Source organism: Actinomadura sp. KC216 (assembly GCF_004348535.1).
Classification (GTDB): domain Bacteria; phylum Actinomycetota; class Actinomycetes; order Streptosporangiales; family Streptosporangiaceae; genus Spirillospora.
In genome coordinates, this window is the sequence record NZ_SMJX01000041.1 from 1 (window position 1) to 22,626 (window position 22,626).

The 22,626-nt window shown below is 73.7% G+C and carries 21 protein-coding genes; 6 read left to right on the forward strand and 15 right to left on the reverse strand.

Annotated features, from left to right (window positions below):
- Positions 1-333: gamma-glutamyl-gamma-aminobutyrate hydrolase family protein (locus E1264_RS09840; protein WP_165964095.1), on the reverse strand; the 333-nt coding region annotated here is incomplete at its 3' end.
- Between the two features lie 189 nt (positions 334-522).
- On the opposite strand from E1264_RS09840, the gene E1264_RS09845 reads away from it, so the two are divergent.
- On the forward strand, positions 523-798 hold the full coding sequence (locus tag E1264_RS09845; protein WP_132171861.1) for a hypothetical protein: 276 nt from the start codon (positions 523-525) through the stop codon (positions 796-798).
- Positions 799-807: 9 nt separating this feature from the next.
- Here the strand turns inward: E1264_RS09845 and E1264_RS09850 are convergent, their stop codons facing one another.
- Positions 808-1,425, reverse strand: coding sequence for a class I SAM-dependent methyltransferase (locus E1264_RS09850; RefSeq protein ID WP_132171863.1), 618 nt, complete (start codon positions 1,423-1,425; stop codon positions 808-810).
- Entirely contained in the window at positions 1,422-2,897 is a 1,476-nt protein-coding gene (locus tag E1264_RS09855; protein WP_132171865.1) for a carboxyl transferase domain-containing protein, read from the reverse strand. Before E1264_RS09855 ends, E1264_RS09850 begins: the two co-directional genes overlap by 4 nt.
- Positions 2,898-2,980: 83 nt before the next feature.
- On the opposite strand from E1264_RS09855, the gene E1264_RS09860 reads away from it, so the two are divergent.
- The gene (locus E1264_RS09860) at positions 2,981-4,396 is read left to right on the forward strand and encodes an amidase (protein WP_243710838.1); all 1,416 of its coding nucleotides are present in this window, start codon (positions 2,981-2,983) and stop codon (positions 4,394-4,396) included.
- Positions 4,397-4,410: 14 nt separating this feature from the next.
- Here E1264_RS09860 and E1264_RS09865 read toward each other — a convergent pair whose 3' ends face one another.
- Positions 4,411-5,742 carry a HAMP domain-containing sensor histidine kinase gene (locus E1264_RS09865; RefSeq protein WP_207935824.1) on the reverse strand — a complete coding sequence of 444 codons (1,332 nt, stop codon included), beginning with the start codon at positions 5,740-5,742 and terminating at the stop codon, positions 4,411-4,413.
- 469 nt (positions 5,743-6,211) lie between these two features.
- Between E1264_RS09865 and E1264_RS09870 the strand changes: the two genes are divergently transcribed.
- Complete coding sequence (locus E1264_RS09870) at positions 6,212-7,333, forward strand: serine/threonine-protein kinase (RefSeq protein ID WP_165964096.1); 1,122 nt, start codon at positions 6,212-6,214, stop codon at positions 7,331-7,333.
- A 17-nt stretch (positions 7,334-7,350) separates the two neighbouring features.
- Here the strand turns inward: E1264_RS09870 and E1264_RS09875 are convergent, their stop codons facing one another.
- Positions 7,351-8,469: a PP2C family protein-serine/threonine phosphatase gene (locus E1264_RS09875; RefSeq protein ID WP_132171873.1), complete on the reverse strand. Its 1,119-nt coding sequence runs from the start codon at positions 8,467-8,469 to the stop codon at positions 7,351-7,353.
- A 141-nt stretch (positions 8,470-8,610) separates the two neighbouring features.
- Between E1264_RS09875 and E1264_RS09880 the strand changes: the two genes are divergently transcribed.
- The gene (locus tag E1264_RS09880) at positions 8,611-8,847 is read left to right on the forward strand and encodes a hypothetical protein (protein WP_132171875.1); all 237 of its coding nucleotides are present in this window, start codon (positions 8,611-8,613) and stop codon (positions 8,845-8,847) included.
- Between the two features lie 33 nt (positions 8,848-8,880).
- Here E1264_RS09880 and E1264_RS09885 read toward each other — a convergent pair whose 3' ends face one another.
- The 8 genes from E1264_RS09885 to E1264_RS09915 form a co-directional block, all read right to left on the reverse strand.
- Positions 8,881-9,348, reverse strand: coding sequence for a ribose-5-phosphate isomerase (locus E1264_RS09885; RefSeq protein ID WP_132171877.1), 468 nt, complete (start codon positions 9,346-9,348; stop codon positions 8,881-8,883).
- A gap of 47 nt (positions 9,349-9,395) precedes the next feature.
- Entirely contained in the window at positions 9,396-10,493 is a 1,098-nt protein-coding gene (locus tag E1264_RS09890; RefSeq protein WP_132171879.1) for a hypothetical protein, read from the reverse strand.
- A 43-nt stretch (positions 10,494-10,536) separates the two neighbouring features.
- A complete protein-coding gene (locus E1264_RS09895; RefSeq protein WP_132171881.1) occupies positions 10,537-11,508 on the reverse strand; it encodes an ATP-binding protein in 972 nt (323 codons plus the stop codon).
- 259 nt (positions 11,509-11,767) lie between these two features.
- Positions 11,768-12,523: an ABC transporter ATP-binding protein gene (locus tag E1264_RS09900; RefSeq protein ID WP_132171883.1), complete on the reverse strand. Its 756-nt coding sequence runs from the start codon at positions 12,521-12,523 to the stop codon at positions 11,768-11,770.
- Positions 12,520-13,296 (reverse strand): cobalt ECF transporter T component CbiQ, encoded by a 777-nt coding sequence (gene cbiQ, locus E1264_RS09905; protein WP_132171885.1) that lies wholly within the window; start codon positions 13,294-13,296, stop codon positions 12,520-12,522. The genes E1264_RS09900 and cbiQ overlap by 4 nt, the downstream gene beginning before the upstream one ends.
- Entirely contained in the window at positions 13,296-13,658 is a 363-nt protein-coding gene (locus E1264_RS44535; RefSeq protein WP_207935825.1) for a PDGLE domain-containing protein, read from the reverse strand. Before E1264_RS44535 ends, cbiQ begins: the two co-directional genes overlap by 1 nt.
- An 11-nt stretch (positions 13,659-13,669) precedes the next feature.
- A complete protein-coding gene (locus E1264_RS09910) occupies positions 13,670-14,383 on the reverse strand; it encodes an energy-coupling factor ABC transporter permease (protein ID WP_207935826.1) in 714 nt (237 codons plus the stop codon).
- Between the two features lie 125 nt (positions 14,384-14,508).
- Complete coding sequence (locus E1264_RS09915) at positions 14,509-15,123, reverse strand: disulfide bond formation protein DsbA (RefSeq protein WP_132171887.1); 615 nt, start codon at positions 15,121-15,123, stop codon at positions 14,509-14,511.
- A 187-nt stretch (positions 15,124-15,310) separates the two neighbouring features.
- Here E1264_RS09915 and pepN point away from each other — a divergent pair, with 187 nt between their 5' ends.
- Both pepN and E1264_RS09925 read left to right on the forward strand, forming a co-directional pair.
- Positions 15,311-17,845, forward strand: coding sequence for an aminopeptidase N (gene pepN, locus E1264_RS09920; protein WP_132171889.1), 2,535 nt, complete (start codon positions 15,311-15,313; stop codon positions 17,843-17,845).
- Between the two features lie 114 nt (positions 17,846-17,959).
- Positions 17,960-18,958, forward strand: coding sequence for a hypothetical protein (locus E1264_RS09925; protein WP_132171891.1), 999 nt, complete (start codon positions 17,960-17,962; stop codon positions 18,956-18,958).
- Here the strand turns inward: E1264_RS09925 and malQ are convergent.
- Both malQ and E1264_RS09935 read right to left on the reverse strand, forming a co-directional pair.
- Complete coding sequence (malQ, locus tag E1264_RS09930; protein WP_132171893.1) at positions 18,939-21,098, reverse strand: 4-alpha-glucanotransferase; 2,160 nt, start codon at positions 21,096-21,098, stop codon at positions 18,939-18,941. The two genes, E1264_RS09925 and malQ, sit on opposite strands and share 20 nt — an antisense overlap.
- A gap of 28 nt (positions 21,099-21,126) precedes the next feature.
- Positions 21,127-22,551: an amidase gene (locus E1264_RS09935; protein WP_165964097.1), complete on the reverse strand. Its 1,425-nt coding sequence runs from the start codon at positions 22,549-22,551 to the stop codon at positions 21,127-21,129.
- Between the last annotated feature and the right edge of the window lie 75 nt (positions 22,552-22,626).

Here is a 22,626-nt window from a genome sequence, read left to right on the forward strand (position 1 = left end):
CTCCACCCGCCCGCCGAGCGCCGCCGCGAGCGCCTGCCCGCCGAAGCAGACCCCCAGCACCGGCACGCCCTGCTCATGCGCCGAGGCGAGCATCCGCAGCTCAGGCTCGACCCAAGTGGCGACGATGGAATCAGTCACCGACCATGGCGCCCCCATGGGTACCACGAGGTCCCACTGCCCCGGGTCGGGGAACTCGAACGCCACACCCGGCGTCCGGTGCCGCTCCTCGGGAACCACCACCATCTCGGTGACCTCGAACCCCCGCTCGGTGAGGCGCTCCCCCACCGGCCCGGGCGGCGATACATGATCATGCTGCACGACGAGCGCCCGCACGGAACCTCCTTACGACTCCCCAAATCGTAAGCCCCCAAACGACCTCCCTTCCACCATGCGTATACCCGGCGGAGGGTGGCTGAACGTGGCCGGTCATCCAGGTGACGGTCATGCGACGGGTGGTCGTTACATGACATGCTGTCACCGGTATTTTGGGCCAGCCAATCCGAAGCAAAGAAAGCGAACGACATGGCGGACAAGACCGTCGCGGGCGACGCGCACCTGATCGTCTCGGATCTGCCGGGCCGGAGGGCCACCCGGGGATGTATCGGCCCGAAGATCGCGGCCTGGGCCCTCGCCGCGCTCGTCGCCGCCGCGGCGGCCGGGCTGGTCGCCGCGTTCCTGCCGCGGGGTGAGCACCGCCGCGGCCACCGCCGGGTCCACCGCCGGCGGCCCTGGCAGCGGGTGTGGAGCGGCGCTCCGGTGGCCGGCCGGGACGATGAGGCCGACGAGCGCCGGGGCTGACGTCCGCCGTCACGGTTTGCGGAGCAGCAGGTGCCCGGCGGGGAAGCGCTCCTGCTCCGACGGTTCGCGGTGGAGGCGTGCGATCTCGGCCAGCCCGGCGCGGCGGAGCAGGTCGGAGAGCGGGCTCAGCGGCCAGCGGTAGGCGAGGGTGACCTTGTGGTCGAAGGGCCGCGGCGTGTCGCCTTCGCAGGCCTGAAAGGCGATCAGCAGGTGGCCGCCCGGCGCGAGGGCGCGGTGGAACTCGGAGAACACCCGCGGCAGGTCCTCCGGGGGCGTGTGGATGGTCGAGAACCAGGCGAGGATGCCGCCCAGGCTTCCGTCCGCGATGTCGAGGGCGGTGATGGTGCCCTCGTCGAAGCGCAGGCCGGGGTGCTCCTTGCGGGCCTGCGCGATCATCTCGGGTGACAGGTCGACGCCGAAGACGGGGAGTCCCAGGGACGCGAGGTGGCCGGTCAGGCGGCCGGGGCCGCAGCCCAGGTCGGCGACCGGGCCGGAGCCCCGGGTCAGGTCGGCGAACGCGGCGAGCAGCGCGCGGTCGAGCGGCATGTCGTCCAGGAAGTCGCGGAACATGTCGGCGTAGAGGACGGCGACGGAGTCGTACGCGGATCGGGTGGCGGCTTCGGTCATGGGGGTGGACGGTAGCGGGCCGCGCGGGCCGCCGGAGTGCCGGGGGCGAGGCCGGACAGGCCCGCCTCGACGGCGGCGGAGGCGCGGCGGCAGAACGGCTCCGGCTCGTCGGCGGCGTCGGGATGCTCGTCCACGAGGACGTCGGCCAGCCCGTCGCGGAGCAGGTCCGCCGACCGGACGCCCTGCGCCGCCGCCATCTCGCCCGCCCGGGACGGGGTCCGGTGGACGATCAGCGAGGCGCCCTCCGGCGGGAGCGGGGACAGCCAGGCGTGCCGGGCCACGAGCACGCGGTCCGCGGGGAGGAGGGCGAGCGCCGCGCCGCCCGTGCCCTCGCCGAGCAGGAGGCAGAGCGTCGGCGCGGGCAGCGTGACCAGGTCGGCGAGGCAGCGGGCGATCTCGCCCGCGAGGCCGCCCTCCTCCGCCTCGGCCGACAGGGCCGCGCCCGGCGTGTCGATGACCGTGACCAGCGGCAGCCCCAGCTCGGCCGCGAGGCGCATGCCGCGGCGCGCGACGCGGAGGGCGGCCGGGCCGAGAGGGTGGCCGGTGCGCTGGCTGTGCCGGTCCTGGCCGATCAGGACGCAGGGCGCCGCGCCGAAGCGGGTGAGGGCGAGCAGGAGCCCCCTGCCCGCCTCGCCCTGGCCGGTGCCGGAGAGCGGGGTGACGTCGGACGCGCCGTACCGGAGCAGCTCCCGCACCCCCGGACGCCCCGGCCGCCGCGACCGTTCGATCGACTCCCACGCCGCCGTCTCCGGCGCGGCACCGGACGAAGGCTGTGGTTGACGAGCCGCGGGCGGTCTCTCGCACAGGACGTTCAGCGTGCGGGACGCCACCTCCGCCAGGTCGTCGATGGGGACCACGGCGTCCAGCAGCCCCTTGGCCGCGAGGTTCTCGGCGACCTGGACGCCGGGCGGGAACGGTTCGCCGTGCAGGCCCTCGTACACGCGCGGCCCCAGGAATCCGATGAGCGCGCCCGGCTCGGCGGCCGTGACGTGGCCGAGCGAACCCCAGGAGGCGAACACGCCGCCCGTGGTGGGATGCCGCAGGTAGACGAGGTACGGGAGCCCGGCGGCGCGGTGCGCCATGACGGCGGCGGTGATGCGCGCCATCTGGACGAACGCGGCCGTCCCCTCCTGCATCCGGGTGCCGCCGGACGCGGGCGCGGCGAGCAGCGGCAGGCGCTCGGCGGTGGCGCGCTCCACGGCCGCGACGATCCGGCCTGCCGTGGCGAGGCCGATCGATCCGGCGAGGAAACCGAACTCCGACACGACGAACGCGACGCGGCGGCCGTGCAGGCGGCCCTCACCGGTGACGACGGCCTCGTCGCATCCGCTGCGCTCGCGGGCGGCGGCCAGATCCCGGCCGTAGGGCGAGGACGGGTCAGGGCCTCCGGCGGGCGGGGTGTCCCAGGACGTCCAGCCGCCCGCGTCCAGGACGCGGCGCAGCAGCTCCCGCGCCCCGGCTCGTTCCGTCACCGCCCCATCATGACCGGACGGGCAGGTCGACCCGGGTGCCGGGGGTGGACACTGGGAGCGCAGCCGGGAGAAGAGGGAGCACGGTGTCAGAGGAGATCCACTTCGCGTCCGCGCGCGAGCTGGCCCGCCGGATCCGGGCGCGGGAGCTGTCGGCCCGCGAGGTCGTGCGGGCGCATCTCGACCAGATCGAGCGGACGAACCCGCAGGTCAACGCCATCGTGACGCTGGTGGCGGAGCGGGCGCTGGAGCAGGCGCGCGACGCCGACGACCGGCTCGCCAAGGGCGCGGACACAGGGCCGCTGCACGGGCTGCCCGTCGCGCACAAGGACACGCACGCCACCGAGGGCATCCGCACGACCTCCGGTTCGCCGATCTTCGCCGGCCTCGTCCCGGCCGCCGACGAGCTCGTCATCGAGCGGATCCGCGCCGCCGGGGCCATCACGATCGGCAAGACGAACGTGCCGGAGTTCGCGGCGGGGTCGCACACCTTCAACCCCGTCTTCGGCCTCACCCGCAACCCCTACGACCTGTCGCGGTCGGCGGGCGGCAGCAGCGGCGGCGCGGCGGCCGCGCTGGCGTGCGGCATGCATCCGATCGCGGACGGCAGCGACATGGGCGGCTCGCTGCGCAACCCCGCGTCGTTCTGCAACGTCGTCGGGTTCCGCCCGTCGCCGGGACGGGTGCCGTCGTGGCCGGTGCCCGCGGGCTGGGCGACGATGGGCGTCCAGGGCCCGATGGCGCGGAATGTGGCGGACGCGGCGCTGCTGCTGTCGGTGCTCGCCGGTCCCGACCCGCGCAGCCCGATCGCGCTGGACACGCCCGGATCGGCGTTCGCGGGCCCGCTCGACCGGGACGTCACCGGCCTGCGGCTCGCCTGGTCCCCCGACCTCGGCGGGCGGGTGCCCGTCGATCCGGCGGTCACCGGCGTCCTGGAACCGGCGGTCAAGGCGTTCGAGGCGCTCGGCTGCGCGGTGGACGAGGCGTGCCCCGACCTGTCGGGCGCGGACGAGGTCTTCCGCACGCTGCGCGCCTGGCACTGGGACCTCGCCCTCGGCGCCCTCCTCGACCAGCGTCCCGCCGACTTCAAACCGTCGCTCGCCGAGAACATCCAGGCCGGTCGCGCCCTCACCGGCACCGACGTCGGACGTGCGGAAGTGCTCCACACGGCGCTGTTCCACCGCGTCAGGGAGTTCTTCGGACGCTACGACGCGCTGCTGCTCCCGGTCAGCCAGGTGCCGCCGTTCGACGCCGCGATCGAGTACCCGGACGAGGTCGCCGGGCACCCCATGCCCGACTACCTGGAGTGGATGCGGTCCTGCTTCCTCGTCTCGGCGACCGGCTGCCCGGCCCTGTCGGTCCCGGCCGGGTTCACCGAGGACGGGCTGCCGGTCGGCCTGCAGATCGTCGGGCCGCACCGCGCCGACCTCGCCGTCCTGCGGCTCGGGCACGCCTTCGAGCAGGCCACCCGGCACGGGACGCGGCGCCCGCCCATCGCCTGACGCCCGGCGGAAGGTCAGGGCGTCTCGGACTTGTCGAGCGGGATCCGCAGGACGAGCCGCGCGCCCTTGTCGCTGTCCGCGGCGACGAGCGTGCCGCCGTGCGCGCGGGCGATGTCGCGGGAGATCGTCAGGCCGAGGCCGGTGCCGCCGCGGTCGCGCTCGCGGCCCTCGGCGAGCCGCTGGAACCGCCAGAAGATCCGTTCGCGGTCCTCGGGCGCGATGCCGGCGCCGTCGTCCAGGACCTGGAGGACGGCGTCGTCCTCGTCCGTGGTCACGGTGACCCACACCCCCGACGCGGCGTGCCGCTCGGCGTTGTCGAGCAGGTTCGTCAGCAGCCTGACGAGGTGGTGCGCCGTGGCCCGCACCATGATCCCCTCGCCCGCGTCGACCTCGACCGGGACCCGCCGGGGGCGCCGCGCCGCCTCCGCGCGGACCAGCTCGCCGAGGTCGATCCGCTCCCGCGCGACGTGCACGCCCGCACCCAGCTTGGCGAGGATCAGCAGGTCGGTGACGATGCTCTGCAGCCGGTCGGCGTCGGCGAGCGCGGCGCGGGCGACGGCGGGCCAGTCCTCGTCGTCCGGGCGTTCCAGCGCGACCTCCAGCTGCGCGCGCAGCCCGGTGAGCGGGCTGCGCAGCTCGTGCGAGACGTCCGCGACGAAGCCGCGCTGCCGGGCGAGCACGGCCTCCAGCCTGCTCAGCGTCACGTTCACCGACTCGCCGAGCTCGGACACCTCGTCGACCGGCCCGGGGACGGTCACCCGGCGTCCGGCGCCCCGGCCGGTGATCTCGGCGAGCTCGGCGCTCATCACCCGGACCGGGCGCAGCGCCCGCTTCACCGCCAGCGACACGATCCAGCCGACCGCCATGGTGGCGAGCAGCACGGAGGCCGCGAGCATGCCGATGAACAGGCCCTTGTACTGGGTGAGGCCGCCGATGGGGGCGCCGGTGTGCACGATCCGCCAGCCGTGCGGGGTCCGCACGCTGTCGGTGACCAGGTAGACCGCGCCCTTGCCCCGGAGGTCGAGGGTGCGGTGCTCGGCACGTCCCGGCACGCGCGGCGGCGGCACGTCCAGCGGGCCGCGCCCGCGCAGCGAATCGCTCGACGCGACCAGCCCGCCTTCGGTGTTCACGACCTGGAGGAGCGTGAAGTCCGGGTCGTCGACGGGCAGCGTGCCGTGCGGGTCGGTGGTGCGCACGAGCGTGGTCAGGTCCGTGCTGACGAAGGTGCCGCGCTCGCGCAGGTCCCGGTACACGGTGCCGCGGACGGCCTGGTAGAAGAGCACGACGCCGGCGGAGAGCAGGAGGAGGACGATGAGGGTGGCGGCGGCCGTCACGCGGGTCCGCACCGACCAGCACGACGGTGACAGCCTGCCCCCGGATATCCGCACCCCGGTGCCCCTCCCCCTTCCGGCTCGCACGCGGCACCGGGCCCGCGCCGCGTTCCAGCGACCGGGGGGAGAACGCAGGACTGGATGTTACCTGCTCATTGCCCGGCGAAACATCACCTGAGCTGGGCAGATGACGACTCCTGAGCATGACGGATGCCCGCGCGGACGGCGCCTCCCACCCCTGGGGAGCCGCCCGTGCGGGCACCAGGTCCGGCACCGCCCGCCACCCGCGCGCCGAGGAGGAAAGAAAACCGGCGGGACCGGGCCGTGCTTGCCGAACCGCCACCCACTCTGCCGTGCCGAAGTGCACGGAACGCGACATCGACATGACGAGCACGTTTCCGGCACTTCCTGCGAAGACACCCCAATAATCCGCCGCCGAACGGGGATGCACGGGACGAGCACAGCAAGGGGGCCGGAAAGACCCATGAACGGAGACATCAGGCCGCTGGAACCCGCCGACCCGCGCGAGGTCGGCGGGCACACGCTGCTCGGCCGCCTCGGCTCGGGCGGCATGGGCACGGTCTACCTCGGCACCGACCCGGTGTCGGGCGGGCGCGTCGCGGTGAAGACCATCCATCCGCACCTCGCCGGCGACCCGTCCTCCCGGCGTCGTTTCCTGGACGAGGCGTACCTCGCCGGCCGCGTCGCCTCGTTCTGCACGGCGCGGGTCCTCGCGCACGGCGAGGAGGAGGGCCGCCCCTACCTCGTGACCGAGTACGTGGGCGGTGTGTCGCTGCACGACCGGCTCGTCGACGACGGCCCGCTCCCGGCCGCCGACCTGCACGGCGTCGCGGTCGGGGTCGCGTCGGCGCTCGCCGCGATCCACGCGGCGGGCCTGGTGCACCGCGACCTGAAGCCCGCCAACGTGATGCTGACCCTGTCCGGCTGCCGCGTCATCGACTTCGGCATCGCCCGCAGCCAGGACTCCATCAGCGTGACGGCCGCGACCGGCAAGGTCCTCGGCACGCCCGGCTGGATGGCGCCGGAGGTGCTCATCGGCGGGCCCGCGACGCCGGCCGCCGACGTGTTCGCCTGGGGCTGCCTCATCGCCCACGCGGGGACGGGACGGATGCCCATCGGCGGCGACCCGGCGACCCTGCGGACGGCGTCCGACGAGCCCGACCTGTCCGGGCTGCCGGAGTCGCTGGTCCCGGCGGTGCGGGCCGCGCTGGCGCGCAACCCGGTGGACCGCCCGACCGCGTCCGACCTGCTGCTCGCGCTCGTGGAGCAGTCGCCGTCCAACGCCTGGCCCGCCCCCGGCGGGACGCCCGCGTCGCGCCTCGCGCCGCTTCAGCTGTCGGTCTGCGCCGCGCCCAGGCAGCACGACCCGTCGGGCCCGTCCCTGCCGGACGAGCGCGTGGAGACCGACACCAGGGCGTTCACGCCGATCGCGGTGGCGGGCGCCATGTCGTCCACGCGGGCGCGCCTGCTGGCGGGCCTCGGGGCGGCCGCCGGGACCGCGGTGATCGGGGCCATCCTCGCCGGACGGACGCAGAGCAAAGGCGGCCGGCGGCCCTTATCGCCCGCCAGGCACAGGCGCCGTTAGGAAAACCGGAGAGGCCGTCAGACGCGCCAGATCACGACGAGGGCGCAGTCGTCGTCGCGGGCCGCGGCCATCGTCTCCACCAGCTCCCGCGCGCCGCTGCCGAACCCCTGCGGGACGAGCCGCTCCGCCTCGCCGAGCAGCCGGTCGATGCCGGCGTCCAGGTCGCTGCCCGGCGACTCGACCAGCCCGTCGGTGTAGAGGAGCAGCGCGTCGCCGGGGCCCAGCGTGCCGTGCTCGGGGACGCATTTCAGGTCGGGCACGACGCCGAGCACCACGCCCTTGGCGGAGCTGACCCGCCAGGCGCCGCTGCCCGCGTCGAACTGGACGGCCGGCGGATGCCCCGCCGACTCGACCGTGAACTCCCCCGTCGCCAGGTCGACGACGACGTGCACGGCCGTGACGAACCCCTCGTCCCAGCGCTGGCGCTGCAGGTAGGCGTTGCACGCGGGCAGGAAACGATCAGGCTGGACCGATCCAAGAAGGCCGCCGAACGCACCGGACAGCATCAGCGCCCGTGTCCCGGCGTCGGTGCCCTTCCCGGACACGTCGACCAGCGCCACCTCCAGCGAGTCGCCCTGGTAGGACGACACCACGAAGTCGCCGCCGAACGACGACCCGCCGGCCTGCAGCAGCACGACCTGCGTGCCCCAGCCGTCCGGCAGCTCGGGCATCTCGCCCTGGCGCTGCAGCCGGTCGCGCAGCTCCAGCAGCATCGAGTCGCCGCGCAGGCCCTGCACGCCGAGCTTCTGCCGCGTCCGGGCGAGCGACAGCGCCAGCACCGCGGTGATCGACAGCGTGGCGACCATCCCGGGGCCGATCGCGGCGACGTCGTGCCAGGCGTTGTAGGCCGTCACCGCCACCACCACGCCGAGCAGCGCGACCAGGCTGCGCACCTTCAGCAGCAGCCCGCCGCCGAGCACGATCAGCACCAGCGCGCCGGACGGGGCCAGCCCGCGCGAGTCGGTGGAGGTGGCGAGCCCGATCGCGATCGCGAGGACCGCCAGCGCCGCGAAGACGTACCGCTCCCGGGTCAGCTTGCCCCGCCTGAGCCAGCGGTAGAACGCCACGAGCAGCGGAATCTTCCGCAGCACGTCGCGCACTCGCGGCGGTAGCAGCTGCACCAGTCGTTGAAGCATGTCCCCGGCACTGTACCGAGCAATCACCACCGCCGGTCGGCATCCGGACCACGGGTGACCTGTTGCACCGGTCCAGCTCCGTATCATCCGGATACAGGGCGACATCCGGAAACGCGGTTTGGCGGGCGAGGAGGCGGGCCGATGGGGCAGCCGGGGATGCGGGTCACGGTGGACGCGGCGATGCGGGCGCGGGACGTCTCCCGTCCGGCCCCGGAAGGCGAGCCGGCGACCGGCGCCGACCGCGGATCGGGGAACGGGGCGGAGCCGGGCCAGGGACCCGCCGAGCCCGCCCGGCGGACGAAGGCCGCCAAGAACGAGCGGCGCCGCCTCGGCAAGCGCGGCGGCGCCCGCAAGCCCCCACCCCCGGACGGGATCTAGCCCGCCGGACGGGCGTGCCCGGGGCCGGTCGTGCTACGGCAGCGGCGGAAGCTCGCCGGTCTTCTCGTAGTCGCCGAGCATCGTGATCCGTCGGGTGTGGCGCTGCTCCCCGGAGTACGGGGTCTCGATGAACAGCTCCAGGAACCGCGTCGCGGTCGCCAGGTCGTGCTGCCGGGCGCCGATGCTGATGACGTTCGCGTCGTTGTGCTCGCGGGCGAGCCTGGCGGTGTCGGCGTTCCAGACCAGCGCGGCCCGCACGCCCTTGACCTTGTTGGCCGCGATCGCCTCGCCGTTGCCGGAACCGCCGATCACGACGCCCAGCGTGCCCGGCTCGGCGGCCGTCCGCTCGGCGGCCCGCAGGACGAACGGCGGGTAGTCGTCCACGGCGTCGTACTCGAACGCGCCGCAGTCGACGGCCTCGTGCCCGTTCTCCTTCAGCCAGGAGACCAGGTGCTCCTTCAGCTCGAAGCCGGCATGGTCGGTCCCAAGAAACACGCGCATGGGCCCGATTCTCGCAGGCCCCGCGCGGTGGTCGCGCAGCGGTGCGGCTAGTCCTCGGTGCGCCCGCGGTCGACGATCGTCCGGTCGGCGAGGTCCAGGTCGTCGTCCTCGGGCGTGTCCGCGGGCGGCTCGGGCTCGGCACCGGACCCGGCCGCGGGGCCGGACGTCCCGGGGTCGGACGCCTCGGGGTCGTCGGCGGCGGTCTCGGGCTCGGACGGCTCGGCGGCGGCCGGGGCTTGGGCCGGTTGCGCGGGCTGCTGCGGCGGGACGGGCGGCGCGCCGAACTGCTGCGGAACGGGCGTGCCCGGCTGCTGCGGCACGGGGGCCCCGGGCTGCTGGGGAGCCGGGGCGCCGGGCTGCTGCGGGACGGGCGCCGCGCCCCACTGCGGCTGCTGCTGCGGCTGGCCCTGCGGCGGGACGTAGGGAACCGCCGACGGATGCGGCTGCTGCATCGGCGGCTGCGGCATTCCCGGCGGCATCTGCTGATGCATCGGCTGCTGATGCATCGGCTGCTGGGGCATCTGCTGCTGGGGCATCCCCGGCTGCTGCATCGGCATGCCGGGCTGCTGGGGTGCGAAGGGCGGCCGCTGCGGGTACTGGAGCTGGCTGCCCTGGGGCTGCCGGGCCCCCGTCCGCGCGCCCGAGAAGGTGAAGCCGGCCAGGGCGCCGAGCCCCGCGATCCAGCCGAACGCGGTGCCCGCGACCGCGCCCTGGCTGATGGAGCTGAAGATGATCCTGGACGCGGACGGGAAGTCGAGCGTCCAGTGGGCCAGGGGCCCGTACACCAGACCGGAGATCGCCCCGGCGAGGATCGCGGCCCACCAGCCGATGATCACGGCGCCGAGCGGCCCGCGGTCCGGGTCGACGACCCGGGCCGCGCCCACCACGAACGCCCCCAGCAGGACGAAGAACAGCAGCACGGCGAAGTCCGAGATCAGGACGTAGCTCCACTCCATCCCGTCGGCCGGGTACAGCCGCCACGAGAGGGTCTGGGCCCACGACACCAGCGGCCCGACGCCCTCGTCGTACTCGAAATCGCTCTCCCTGATGGCGTCGACGACCCACTGGTTGTCGAACAGCAGGGCGATCACGGCGACCGGGAGCACGGCACCGGCCGCCATCATGAACATGCGCCGCATCGTCATGCCCGCAGGGTAGTGCCGATCACCGGCCGCCGGTAGCCGTTCGTCACCCCGCGTAGGCGGCGGGGAAGCGGAACTCCGGATCGACCTGCTCTTCGAGGTTCTCGCCCGTCGCCTTGTTCGCCCAGCTGCGGGCGTTCTTGACGTGGAACTCCACGGCCTGGCGGTGGAACTTCTCCCAGTCCTTGGCGCGGGAGTCCACCTCGGCGCGCATGCGTTCGAGCGCGGCGACGTTGGCCTCCTCCAGCGGGACGCCCTGCCGGCCCTGCTCCAGCGCGCGGACGGCGGCCGACTGGCCGACCCAGGTCAGCAGGTCGCCGCCGACGTGGTCGCGCAGGTAGGCGACGTCCTCGTCGATCTGCACCTTGTTCCCGACGACGCGGATGGCGACGTCGTAGTTGCGGGCGTACTCGGTGTACTGCCGGTAGACACCGACGCCCTTGCGGGTGGGTTCGGCGACCAGGAACATCAGGTCGAACCGGGTGAACAGCCCGGACGCGAACGTGTCGGCCCCGGCGGTCATGTCGACCACGACGTACTCGCCCGGCTCCTCCATGAGGTGGTTGAGGTAGAGCTCGACCGCGCCGGTCTTGGAGTGGTAGCAGGCGACGCCGAGGTCGTCGTCGTTGAACGGTCCGGTGGCGAGGAGCGTGATCCCGGCGCCGTCCGGCCCGAGGCCGACGCCGACCTCCTGGCCGGCCTCGTGGATGGGGTCGTCGCCGCGGAAGCGCAGGAGCCGGGAGCCCGACCCGGGCGGCGTGGTCTTCACCATCGCGGACGCCGAGGAGATCCGGGGGTTGTCTCCGCGCAGGTACTCCTTGATCTCGGGGAGCCGGTCGCCCAGCGCGGGGATCTTGGCGGCGCGGCCCTCGTCCAGCCCGAGCGCGACGCCGAGATGCTGGTTGATGTCGGCGTCGACGGCCACCACGGGGAGCCCGCGTCCGGCCAGGTGCCGGACGAAGAGTGCCGACAGGGTGGTCTTGCCGCTGCCGCCCTTGCCAACGAACGCAACCTTCACGTATGCCCCATTTCGGTTATGAAAACCATTACCATTCCCTCTGGTCGACCTGAGTCTGGCAAGGCTCCGGGACGGGCGCAAGCCGAAACCCCGAACCGAAAATTCACCTCGAAGAGCGTTCGCCGCGAACGCCCAAGCGCGGCGCCCGCACCTGTGAAAGACCCGTCAACCCCGAATCGTGACGTCAGTCAGCGGAGCGCGTCAGGTGACGGGCATCGCGGGGGCCGGCGAACGGCGGCGGACGGCGGACGGCGGGGGGTCAGCGAAGTGTGGCGGCGGGGTCGAAGCCGAAGGGGAGCTCCAGGCGGTGGGTCTTGAGGAGCCCGGGGTCGGTCAGCACGTCGCGGGTCGGCCCGTCCGCGGCGATGACCCCGCCGGACAGGATCACCGACCGCGGGCACAGCTCCGCCGCGTACGGGAGGTCGTGCGTGACCATCAGGACGGTCACGTCCAGGCTGAGCAGGATCTCGGCCAGCTCGCGGCGGCTCGCCGGGTCCAGGTTGGAGGACGGCTCGTCCAGCACGAGGATCTCCGGCTCCATCGCCAGGACGGTCGCGACGGCGACGCGGCGCCGCTGGCCGAACGACAGGTGCTGCGGCGGCCGGTCGGCGACGTCCTGCATGCCGACGCGGGCCAGCGCGTCCTGCACCCGGCGGTCCAGGTCGGGGCCGCGCAGGCCGAGGTTGGCGGGGCCGAACGCGACGTCCTCGCGGACGGTCGGCATGAACAGCTGGTCGTCGGGGTCCTGGAACACGATGCCGACGCGGCGGCGGATCTCCCGCAGCGCCTTGCGGTCCTTCGGGTCGACGGCGAGGCCGCCGACCCTGACCTCGCCGAGGCCGCCGTGCAGGATCCCGTTGAGGTGCAGGACGAGCGTGGTCTTCCCGGCGCCGTTCGGGCCGAGGAGCGCGACGCGCTCGCCGCGCCCGATCGTCAGGTCGACGCCGTAGAGGGCCTGCGTGCCGTCCGGATAGGCGTAGGCGAGGCCCCGCACGTCGAGCGAGGGCGCGGTCATGGCGCCATCCAAGCAGCCAGCGCCACCAGGGCGGCGGCCAGGGGCAGCGCGGCGGCGGCCGTCCACTGCGCGGCCGTGGCGCCTACGTCGTGCACGACGGGCATGCGCCCGTCGTAGCCGCGGCTCAGCATCGCCAGGTGGACGCGCTCGCCCCGCTCGTACGAGCGCAGGAACAGCGCCCCGACCGACCTGGCGAGGACGCGGGTGGCGCGCAGGTCGCGGGCCTCGAACCCGCGGGACGCCCGCGCCACCTTCATCCGGCCGAGCTCGGCCGCCACGACGTCCCCGTACCGGAGCATGAACGTGGCGATCTGCGTGATGAGCTGCGGCATCCGCAGCCGCTCGATGCCGAGCAGCAGCAGCCGCGGCTCGGTGGTGGCGGCCAGCAGGATCGAGGCGACGACGCCGAGCGTCCCCTTGGCGAGGATGTTCCAGGCGCCCCACAGCCCGCTCTCGCTCAGCCCGACCCCGAGCACGGTCGTCTTCTCGCCGGTCGCGACGAACGGCAGGAGGAACGCGAACGCGACGAACGGGACCTCGATGACGACCCGCTTCACGACCGTCCCGAACGGGATCCGGGCGGTCGCCGCGACGCCCGCGAGCAGCAGCGCGTACACGCCGAACGCCCAGATCCGCTCGCGCGGCGTGGCGACGACCAGCAGCACGAACGCCAGGACGGCGACGAGCTTGCACTGCGGCGGCAGCCGGTGCACCGGAGAGGCGCCCGGCACGTAGAGCCGCAGCGCCCCGCCGGTCCCGTGGCCCGCGCCCATCAGCCGTTCGCGGACGCCCCGGACGCCGCGCCTTCCTCCCGCTCCGCGCCCCGGCCGGACGCGCCGCCGGACGAGCCGCGCCGCCGGACGCCCCAGAACAGCCCGCCGCCGACGAGCAGGACGGCGCCGACCCCGATCACGCCCGACAGGCCGCCGGACAGCCGGGCGTTGTCGATCCCCTTGACGCCGTAGTCGCCGAGCGGCGAGTCCTTGAGGGCGTGGTCTTCTTCCTTCGCGCTGATGCCCTTGTCCTCGGCGACCTTCTCCAGGCCGTCGGGGTGGGCGCTGGCGTAGAAGCTCACGATCCCGGCCAGGACGAGCGAGACGGCGAGGAACCCGATGAAGAACCGCTTGGTGGTCATGTCGTCCTCCCTCAGGCCCGCGACGGCTCGGTCGGGCCGCCCGTCTGCGGCTCGGCGGTGCGCAGCTCCAGCGGCTTGATCAGGCCGCGCGCGCCGTGCACGAGGTCGGGGCGGACGGCCAGCACGCTCGACACGGTCACGGCGGTGATCAGCGCCTCGCCGATCCCGATCAGCACGTGGACGCCGACCATCGCGGTGGCGACCTTCGCGATCGGCACGTCCGCCGTCCCGCCGACCGCGTAGAGGAGCGTGAACGCGGCGGCCGAGGCGGGAACCGAGATCACGGCGGCGGCGAACGACGACCCGGCCACCGACGCCCTCGACTTCGGCAGCACCCCCAGCAGCAGCCGGAACGTTCCGTACCCGACGATGACCGTGACGAGCCCCATCACGGTGATGTTGACGCCGAGGGCGGTGAGGCCGCCGTCCGCGAACAGGAGCGCCTGCATCAGCAGGACGACCGAGACGCACAGGATGCCCGTGTAGGGCCCGACGAGGATCGCCGCCAGGGCCCCGCCGAGCAGGTGCCCGCTCGTCCCGGAGGCCACCGGGAAGTTGAGCATCTGCGCGGCGAACACGAACGCGGCCGTCAGCCCCGCGAGCGGCGCGGTGCGGTCGTCCAGCTCCCGCCGGGCGCCGCGCAGCGCGACCGCGACCCCCGCCACCGCGACCGCGCCCGCCGCGATCGATACCGGCGCATCGATGAACCCGTCCGGTACGTGCATCCTTCACCGCCCCTAACCGTTTCCTGCGTCAGGAACAGTTTGAAGCCCGCACATCGCAGTTGCAAGATTCTTGCAATAACCTGCACCCGCCGATCTACCTGCGGCAACCCGCGCCGGCGCCCGGCTCAGCCGAAGCCGGGCTCCCTGGTCCGGGTGCGCTTGAGCTCGAAGAAGCCGTCGGTGCTCGCGACCGCGACCACGCCGTCCCAGAGCTTGACGGCGGCCTCGCCGCGCGGGATCGGCGTCACGACCGGGCCGAAGAACGCGTTGCCCTCGACCTCGATCACCGGGGTGCCGACCTCCTGGCCGACGCGGTCGATGCCGTCCTGGTGGGACGCCCGGAGCGCCTCGTCGAAGTCGGTGCTCTCGGCGGCGTCCGCGAGCGCCGGGTCCAGCCCGGCCGCCGACAGCGACGCCTCGAAGAAGGCCCGGTCGAACTTCTGCCGCTCGTGGTGGCGGCGCGTGCCCATCTCGGTGTAGAGGCGGCCGAGCACCTCGTTCCCGTACTTCTGCTCGGCGGCGATGCAGACGCGCACCGGGCCCCAGGCGTGCTTGAGGCCGCGGCGGTAGTCCTCCGGGACGTCCTTGTCCTCGTTGAGGACGCTGAGGCTCATCACGTGCCAGCGCACCTGTATCGGGCGCTGCCTCTCGACTTCCAGGATCCAGCGGGACGTGATCCACGCCCAGGGGCACAGGGGATCGAACCAGAAGTCGACCGGTGTGAGAGCGTCCTTACTCAACGTCGCCTCCAGGGCGCGATTCGGGGGTGTCTTCCCACTAAAGGGGTGTCTTCCTGCGACAACCCGGCCCCGGCCGCCCTGATTCCCGGCGGCGCGAAGGTTCGCAAGCCCGTGGCGGACGGGCCGTTTCGGCGCCGGGTTGGTAGACATGGGGGCACCAAGCGATTAAGCCGACCGAGGAGTTCATGTGGCAGGCAACCTCACGCGCGAGGAGGCGCGGGAACGGGCCCGGCTGCTCACCGTCGAGTCGTACACGGTCGAACTTGACCTGACGGCCGGCGCGGAGCGGTTCGGGTCCACCACGGTGGTGCGGTTCGGGAGCACCGAGCCTGGCGCGTCCACGTTCATCGACCTGCACGGCGCCATCGTGCGGGACGTGACGCTGAACGGGAAGGCGCTCGACCCGGCGTCCTACGACCCGGACAAGGGCCGGATCCCGCTGCCCGGTCTCGCCGGGGAGAACGAACTGCGGGTCGTGGCCGACTGCGCCTACTCGCGTTCGGGTGAGGGCCTGCACAGGTTCGTCGACCCGGTCGACGACAGCGTGTACCTGTACTCGCAGTTCGAGACGGCCGACGCGCACCGCATGTACACGTGCTTCGACCAGCCCGACCTCAAGGCGACCTTCGAGCTGACCGTCAGGGCGCCGGAGAACTGGGAGGTCGTCACCAACGAGGCCCCCGAGTCGGTGAGCGGCGGAACATGGCACTTCCTGCCGACGCCGCAGGTCTCCACCTACATCACCGCGCTCATCGCGGGGCCGTACCACGTCGTCCGCGACGAGTACCGCCGCGACGACGGCACCGTCATCCCGCTCGGCGTGTTCTGCCGGGCGTCGCTGGCCGAGCACCTCGACGCCGACGCGGTCGTCGACGTGACCCGCCAGGGCTTCGCCTACTTCGAGAAGGTCTTCGGCCGCCCGTACCCGTTCGGCAAGTACGACCAGCTGTTCGTCCCCGAGTTCAACGCGGGCGCGATGGAGAACGCGGGCGCCGTCACCTTCCTGGAGGACTACGTCTTCCGGTCCCGGGTCACCGACGCGGCCTACGAGCGGCGCGCCGAGACGATCCTGCACGAGATGGCGCACATGTGGTTCGGCGACCTCGTCACCATGCGCTGGTGGGACGACCTGTGGCTCAACGAGTCGTTCGCCACGTACATGAGCGTCCTCTGCCAGGCCGAGGCCACCAAGTGGACGGGCTCCTGGACGACGTTCGCGAACCTGGAGAAGGCGTGGGCGTACCGGCAGGACCAGCTGCCGTCCACGCACCCGATCGCCGCCGACATCCCCGACATCCGCGCGGTGGAGGTGAACTTCGACGGGATCACGTACGCGAAGGGCGCGTCCGTCCTGAAGCAGCTCGTCGCGTACGTCGGGCTCGACAACTTCATGGTGGGCGTCCGGCGCTACTTCGACCGGCACGCGTGGGGCAACACCGTCCTGACCGACCTGCTGGGCGCGCTGGAGGAGACCTCAGGCCGCGATCTGACGACGTGGTCGAAGGAGTGGCTGGAGACCGCGGGCGTCAACACGATGCGGCCCGAGTACGAGGTCGACGCCGACGGGAACTTCACGTCGTTCGCCGTCCTCCAGGAGGCGAAGCCCGACTACCCGACGCTGCGGTCGCACCGCCTCGCGATCGGCCTCTACGACAGGACCGGCGAGGGGATCGTCCGGCGGGAGCGGGTCGAGCTGGACGTCGTCGGCGCCCGGACGGAGGTCCCGCAGCTCATCGGGCAGAAGCGGCCCGACCTCGTGCTGGTCAACGACGACGACCTCACCTACGCCAAGATCCGCCTCGACGAGCATTCGCTGGCGACGCTGATCGAGCACATCGGCGAGGTCAAGGAGAGCCTGGCGCGGGCGCTGTGCTGGTCGGCGGCCTGGGACATGACCCGCGACGCCGAGATGGCGACGCGCGACTACGTCCGGCTCGTCGCGAAGGGCATCGGCGGTGTCACCGACATCTCCGTCACGCAGACGCTGCTGCGGCAGGCGCGCACGGCCGTCCAGCAGTACGCCGACCCGGCCTGGCGCCGGGAGGGGCTGGCGCTGCTGGCGGACACGCTGTCGGGGCTGGCCCGCGACGCCGCCCCCGGTTCGGACCTCCAGCTCGCCTACACGCAGGCGTTCACCGCGTCCGCCGTGTCGGACGAGCACCTGGCGTTCGTGCAGGGCCTGCTGGACGGCTCCGAGAGCCTCGACGGCCTCACGGTCGACACCGACCTGCGCTGGTCGCTGCTGCGGCGGCTCGTCGTCACCGGCAAGGCGGGCCAGGCGGAGATCGACGCCGAGCACGAGCGCGACAGGACCGCCGCGGGCGAGCGGCACGCCGCCGCCTGCACGGCCGGCATCCCGTCCGCCGAGGCGAAGGCGGCCGCGTGGGACCGGATCGTGTCCGGCGACCTGCCCAACGCCGTCTTCCGGGCGACGCTGGGCGGCTTCGTGGAGCCCGACCAGACCGATCTGCTGCGCCCCTACGTCGAGAAGTACTTCGCCGAGGTCGGACGCATCTGGAAGGAGTGGAGCAGCGACATGTCCCAGACGTTCGCCGAAGGCGCCTACCCCTTCCTGATGGTCGAGCAGCCGACGATCGACCGCACCGAGGCGTACCTGGCCGGCGAGCGTCCGCCGCCCGCGCTGGCGCGGCTGCTGTCGGAGGGGCGGGACGGCGTCGCCCGCGCCCTGCGCGCCCGCGCCAAGGACGCCGCGTCCGCCTGACGCGTCAGCCCGTGGGCGGGCCGATCCGCCCGCGGGCTGACCAGTGGGGGCTGACCCTGTGCACGATCCCCGTGACCGTGCGACCATCGCATGGTCACGGGGAGGGGGTTCGGTGTGGAGACGGCGAAGGACGTCCTCACGGCACTGGCCCGGCGCCACGCGTTCGGGGACCTGGAGGCGCTGATCTCGCAGGGCACGCTCGTCCCGGACGCCCACGCGAAGGCCATCGCCGCCCTCTGCGCGTTCGGGCAGCGCGTCCTCGACCTGGACGCCGAGGACTTCGGCGAGCCCGAGGCGGCCGGCGAGGTCCCGCGGGACCTCCTCGACCGGGCCCGCGCCAGCCGCATGCCGCAGGCGCCGCGGGAACGGCCCCGGGGCGCGCTCGCCAGCCTCCGGCCCGCCTACCGGCTGCTGCTGGAGGTCATCGCGATCCGCTGGCACCGGCGGGACATGGCCGCGCTGGTCGCGGCCGTCCACATCGCGGGCGAGTACCTGCCGATGCTGGCCTGGGAGCCCGTGCTCGGCCACGCCGGTGACCCGGCCCTGATCGGCGCGTCGGTGGACGGCGAGGGCAGCCGGTTCGGGGTTCCGGTGGAGCCGGGTTCGGCGCGGATGTGCGAGCACACGCGCCCGGAACGGTCCGCGTGCGACCGGACGCTCCGCGTCTCGAAGGAACCGCCGTCCGGCTGGCGCAACTACCTGGACCGGCAGCACAGCCAGGTCGCGTCCGCGCTCGGCGACTGCGCGGCCCGCTGCCGCACCCCGTGCACGGTCATGACCCGCCTGGACGACCTCGTCCGCGCCGGCCTCACCGAGCGCTGCAGGCTCGCCGCCGACTTCACCGAAGGCGCCCTGGTCAAGCTCCGGCACGCCGCCCCGGTCGGGCACGGGTTCGGCGTCCCGTCGCCGGAGGAGGTGAAGAGGGCCTGGGCCCGCGCCCGCACGTCGCTGGCGCACCAGCCGCTGGGCAAGGCGGCGCTGGCGGGCGCCGACGACGACCCCTATCCGCTGCCCGGCCTGCCCGCGCTCTTCTCCGCGATCGCGGCGGACGACCTGCGTCCCGACACGCTCCTGCACGACGTGACGAGGCGCATCACATCGACCCTCGCCTGAAGAGCCGCGGCGCACCGCCGTCCTGAAGATCCTCCAAGAGGACCGGGGCTCCGTCGGAACCGGCGAGCGGGACGCGCCAGTTCGGGTACTCGTCGACGGTCCCCGGCTGGTTCTGGGTCCGGCGTTCCCCGACGGCGTCGGCCAGGGAGATCCCGATGAGGCGGGCCGGGGTCAGCGTCAGGAAGTCGTGCAGGGCCGTCACGATCTCTCCGTCGTGCTCGGTGGAGCCCTCCGCCAGCGCGCGCATGATCTGGCCGGGTGGGGTGGCGAGCAGGTTCTCGGCGCGCAGCAGCGCCAGCCAGCCGGACAGGATGCGGTGGTGATCGTCCTCCTCGGCGGCGCGGGAGTGGGCGAGGAGGCCTAGCCGGTCGCGGAGCTCGATGTGGTCGCCGTGGACGAACCCGGTGATCGGCGGCATGTCGTGCGTGCCGACCGTCGCGAGGGACAGCTCGCGCCACTGCCTCGCGGGCTTGGGGCGTTCGTCCGCGCCGCGCTCGAACCAGAGGAGGGACGTGCCGAGGACGCCGTGGTCGGCGAGCGCGTCCCGGACCTCGGGTTCGACGGTGCCGAGGTCCTCGCCGACGACCACGCCGCCGAACCGCTCCGCCTCCCAGGTCAGGCAGGCGAGCAGGGCATCGCGGTCGCAGCGGACGTAGGTGCCCTCGGCCGGGGACGCGCCCTCGGGGATCCACCACAGCCGCGACACCTGCATCGCGTGATCGAGGCGGACGCCGCCGCCGTGCCGCAGCGCGGACGCCGCCATCTCGCGGAACGGCCGGTAGTCCTCGGCGCCGGGGTCGCGCCACCGCCACGGCTGGAGCCCCCAGTCCTGGCCGCGCTGGTTGAACTCGTCGGGAGGCGCGCCGACGCTGACCCCCTGCGCGAGCGCGCCGCCGTACACCCAGGCGTCCGCGCTGCCGTGCGGCGCCCCGACCGCCAGGTCATGGACGATCCCGACCGGCATCCCCGCGTCCCGGGCCGCCCGCTGCGCCGCCGCGAGCTGCCCGTCCAGCCGCCACAGCAGCCATTCATAGAACCGTGCGCGATCGTGGTACTCCGCGCGCCCCCCGTGGGTCCGCAGACGGGCGGGCCAGCGCCGCCAATCCGCCGTGCCCTGCTCCTCCGCGATGGCGCACCACACGGTGAACGCCTCGGCCGTCTCACCCTCGCGCCTGCGGAAGGCGTCGAGCTCCGGGTCGCGGCGGTCGCCGCGCAGCCGGTACATCGCCTCGAACGCGGACATCTTCGCCGTCCAGACCGCGTCCCGGTCGAGCAGTCCTTCGCGTGCGCGCAGGCGGGCGGCCATGGCGGCGAACCGCTCCCGGTCCTCGGGAGGCAGCGCCGCGTACTCCGGCATGTCCTCGACCCGGAGGTAGATCGGCGAGGGGAAGCGGCGGCTCATCGGCGCGTACGGCGACGGCGCGATCGGCGGGACGGGCTCGCTCGCATGCAGCGGATTCACCAGGACGAAGCCCGCCCCCAGCTCCCGTCCGCTCCACGCCGCGAGATCCGCCAGGTCATGCAGATCGCCAAGCCCCCAGGACGCACGGGACCGCACCGAGTACAACTGCGCTGTGAACCCCCACGACCTCGGTGGAGGCGCCAGCGAGTCCGGTGCCACGAGCACCGTCGCGGACATCGCCCGGCCCCGCCGGGTGCGGATCCGGTGCCGTCCGGACGGCGAACCCGCGGCTCCTCCCCGCGGATGGAACGTCCCCTCGGTCCATGCCCGGACACGGAGCCGGTGCCAGCCGGACGGCACGTCCGCAAGCTCCGCCAGCGGCCGGAACCCCTGCGCCTCGGTCCCAGGCGGCGAGAGGACCTCCGCCGCACCGGTCGAGATGTCCACCTCGAGGTGCTCGCCCGGCCGCAGGCGGCTCCGGAGCGCTGCGAGGATCTGACCGGCGACGCTGCCGTCCGCGCGGCGGACGATGAGGGTCGGCGGCCCGGAACGCCGCCCCTCCCGGTGGCGCTCCAGCCCCTTGCGGACGGCGGACGGGGACGACGCGTCCACGCCGAGCGCCCCCAGCACCGCGACCAGGGTGTCGCGGGAGACCGCCACCTCGCGTCCCCGCCAGTCGGCGTACCGGGTCGCCACGCCGTGCAGGCCCGCCAGCCCGGCAAGTTCGTCGTCTACCACCCCTGCACCATGCCCGGCACCGGCGGGGTCACGCCGTCCAGATGTCCGGGGTGCGGCCGATCCAGGGGCGGGCCTCCTCGAGCTGCGCGGACAGCGAGATCAGCGTGCCCTCGCCGCCGAGCCGCCCCGCGAGCATGATCCCGATCGGCAGGCCGTCCTCGTTCCAGTGCAGCGGGACGGTCACGGCGGGCTGCCCGGAGATGTTGTACATCGCGCAGAACGGCGTGAACCGCTTCTGCCGCTCGAAGTTCTCCACCGGCTCCTGGTCGTGGAAGTACCCGATCGGGGCGGGCGGCTGGGCGAGCGTCGGATGCAGGATCGCGTCGAACCCGTCCATCACCGGGAACGCCGCCCGCAGCGCGCCCTGCAGCACGGCATGGGCCTGGAGGACCTGCGGCGCGGTCGTCGCCTCGCCGCGGGCCCGGAGCCAGTGGGTCAGCGGCTGGAGGAGGTGCTCGTCGCCGTCGGGGACGGGGGTGATCGTCGCCATGACGGCCCAGAGCGTCTCGAAATGCGGGACGAGGTCAGGCCCGAACACCGGCGGCATGTCCACGACCTCGTGGCCCAGCTCCACCAGCAGCTCGGACGCCGCCTCGTAGGCGGCGACGCAGTCGGGATGCACCACGGCGTCGGGCAGGGCGGGCTCCCGGCTCCGGGCGATCCGCAGCCGTCCCGGCGGGCGCTCGGCGTAGGACGCGAACGTCCCCTCGACCGGCGGCGCCGCGTACAGGTCGCCGGGCATGGGGCCCGCCATCACGTCCAGCAGGAGCGCCGCGTCACCGACGGTCCGGGCGATGGGCCCGTTCGTGGACAGCCCGAAGAGCTCCGGGACGATCGGCCCGTGCGAGATCCGCCCGCGGGTCGGCTTGATCCCGAAGAGCCCGCACACGCTGCTCGGGATCCGGATCGAGCCGCCGCCGTCGCTGCCCTGCGCGACCGGGGCCAGCCCGGACGCGACCGCCGCCGCGGCGCCGCCGCTGGAGCCGCCCGCCGACCTGGACAGGTCCCACGGCGTCCGGGCCGGTGGCGCGACGTCGCCCTCGGTGTAGCAGGGCAGCCCGAACTCGGGCGCCGAGCTCTTGCCGAGGAGCACCGACCCCGCCCGCCGGAGCCGCGTCACGACGTTGTCGTCCGCGAACCCGGTCAGGCCCGCGTACACGCGCGACCCGAGGGTGAACGGGACGCCGGCCACCATGTTCAGGTCCTTGACCGGGACGGGGACGCCGTGCAGCGGCGGCAGTTCCGCGGGGTCGGCGGCGTCCTGCACGGCCTTCTCCGCTTGGCGGGCCTCGTCGCGGGCGCGCTCGGCGGTGACGGTCACATAGGCGCCGACCTGCTCGTTGAGGCGTTCGATGCGGGCCAGGTAGTGGTCGGCGAGCTCGACCGGGAATACTTCCCCGGTGCGGACGGCCGCCGCCATACGGGTAGCGCTGAGGTCATGGATCTGTGTCACGAACCGGAACGCTAGACGCCGTGTGCGCGGGCATCAAAGAGGGCAGGCACGTCCGCAGCGGCGGAAGGGAGAAGA

Excerpts from the sequence above, each read along its gene's own strand:
- E1264_RS09890 (WP_132171879.1), bottom strand. The coding sequence starts at position 10,493 with ATGACGATGCGGCGCATGTTCATGATGGCGGCCGGTGCCGTGCTCCCG.
- E1264_RS09870 (WP_165964096.1), top strand. The coding sequence starts at position 6,212 with ATGAACGGAGACATCAGGCCGCTGGAACCCGCCGACCCGCGCGAGGTC.
- E1264_RS09885 (WP_132171877.1), bottom strand. The coding sequence starts at position 9,348 with ATGCGCGTGTTTCTTGGGACCGACCATGCCGGCTTCGAGCTGAAGGAG.
- E1264_RS09910 (WP_207935826.1), bottom strand. The coding sequence starts at position 14,383 with ATGCACGTACCGGACGGGTTCATCGATGCGCCGGTATCGATCGCGGCG.
- E1264_RS09850 (WP_132171863.1), bottom strand. The coding sequence starts at position 1,425 with ATGACCGAAGCCGCCACCCGATCCGCGTACGACTCCGTCGCCGTCCTC.
- E1264_RS44535 (WP_207935825.1), bottom strand. The coding sequence starts at position 13,658 with ATGACCACCAAGCGGTTCTTCATCGGGTTCCTCGCCGTCTCGCTCGTC.
- E1264_RS09880 (WP_132171875.1), top strand. The coding sequence starts at position 8,611 with ATGGGGCAGCCGGGGATGCGGGTCACGGTGGACGCGGCGATGCGGGCG.
- E1264_RS09845 (WP_132171861.1), top strand. The coding sequence starts at position 523 with ATGGCGGACAAGACCGTCGCGGGCGACGCGCACCTGATCGTCTCGGAT.
- cbiQ (WP_132171885.1), bottom strand. The coding sequence starts at position 13,296 with ATGGGCGCGGGCCACGGGACCGGCGGGGCGCTGCGGCTCTACGTGCCG.
- E1264_RS09900 (WP_132171883.1), bottom strand. The coding sequence starts at position 12,523 with ATGACCGCGCCCTCGCTCGACGTGCGGGGCCTCGCCTACGCCTATCCG.
- E1264_RS09875 (WP_132171873.1), bottom strand. The coding sequence starts at position 8,469 with ATGCTTCAACGACTGGTGCAGCTGCTACCGCCGCGAGTGCGCGACGTG.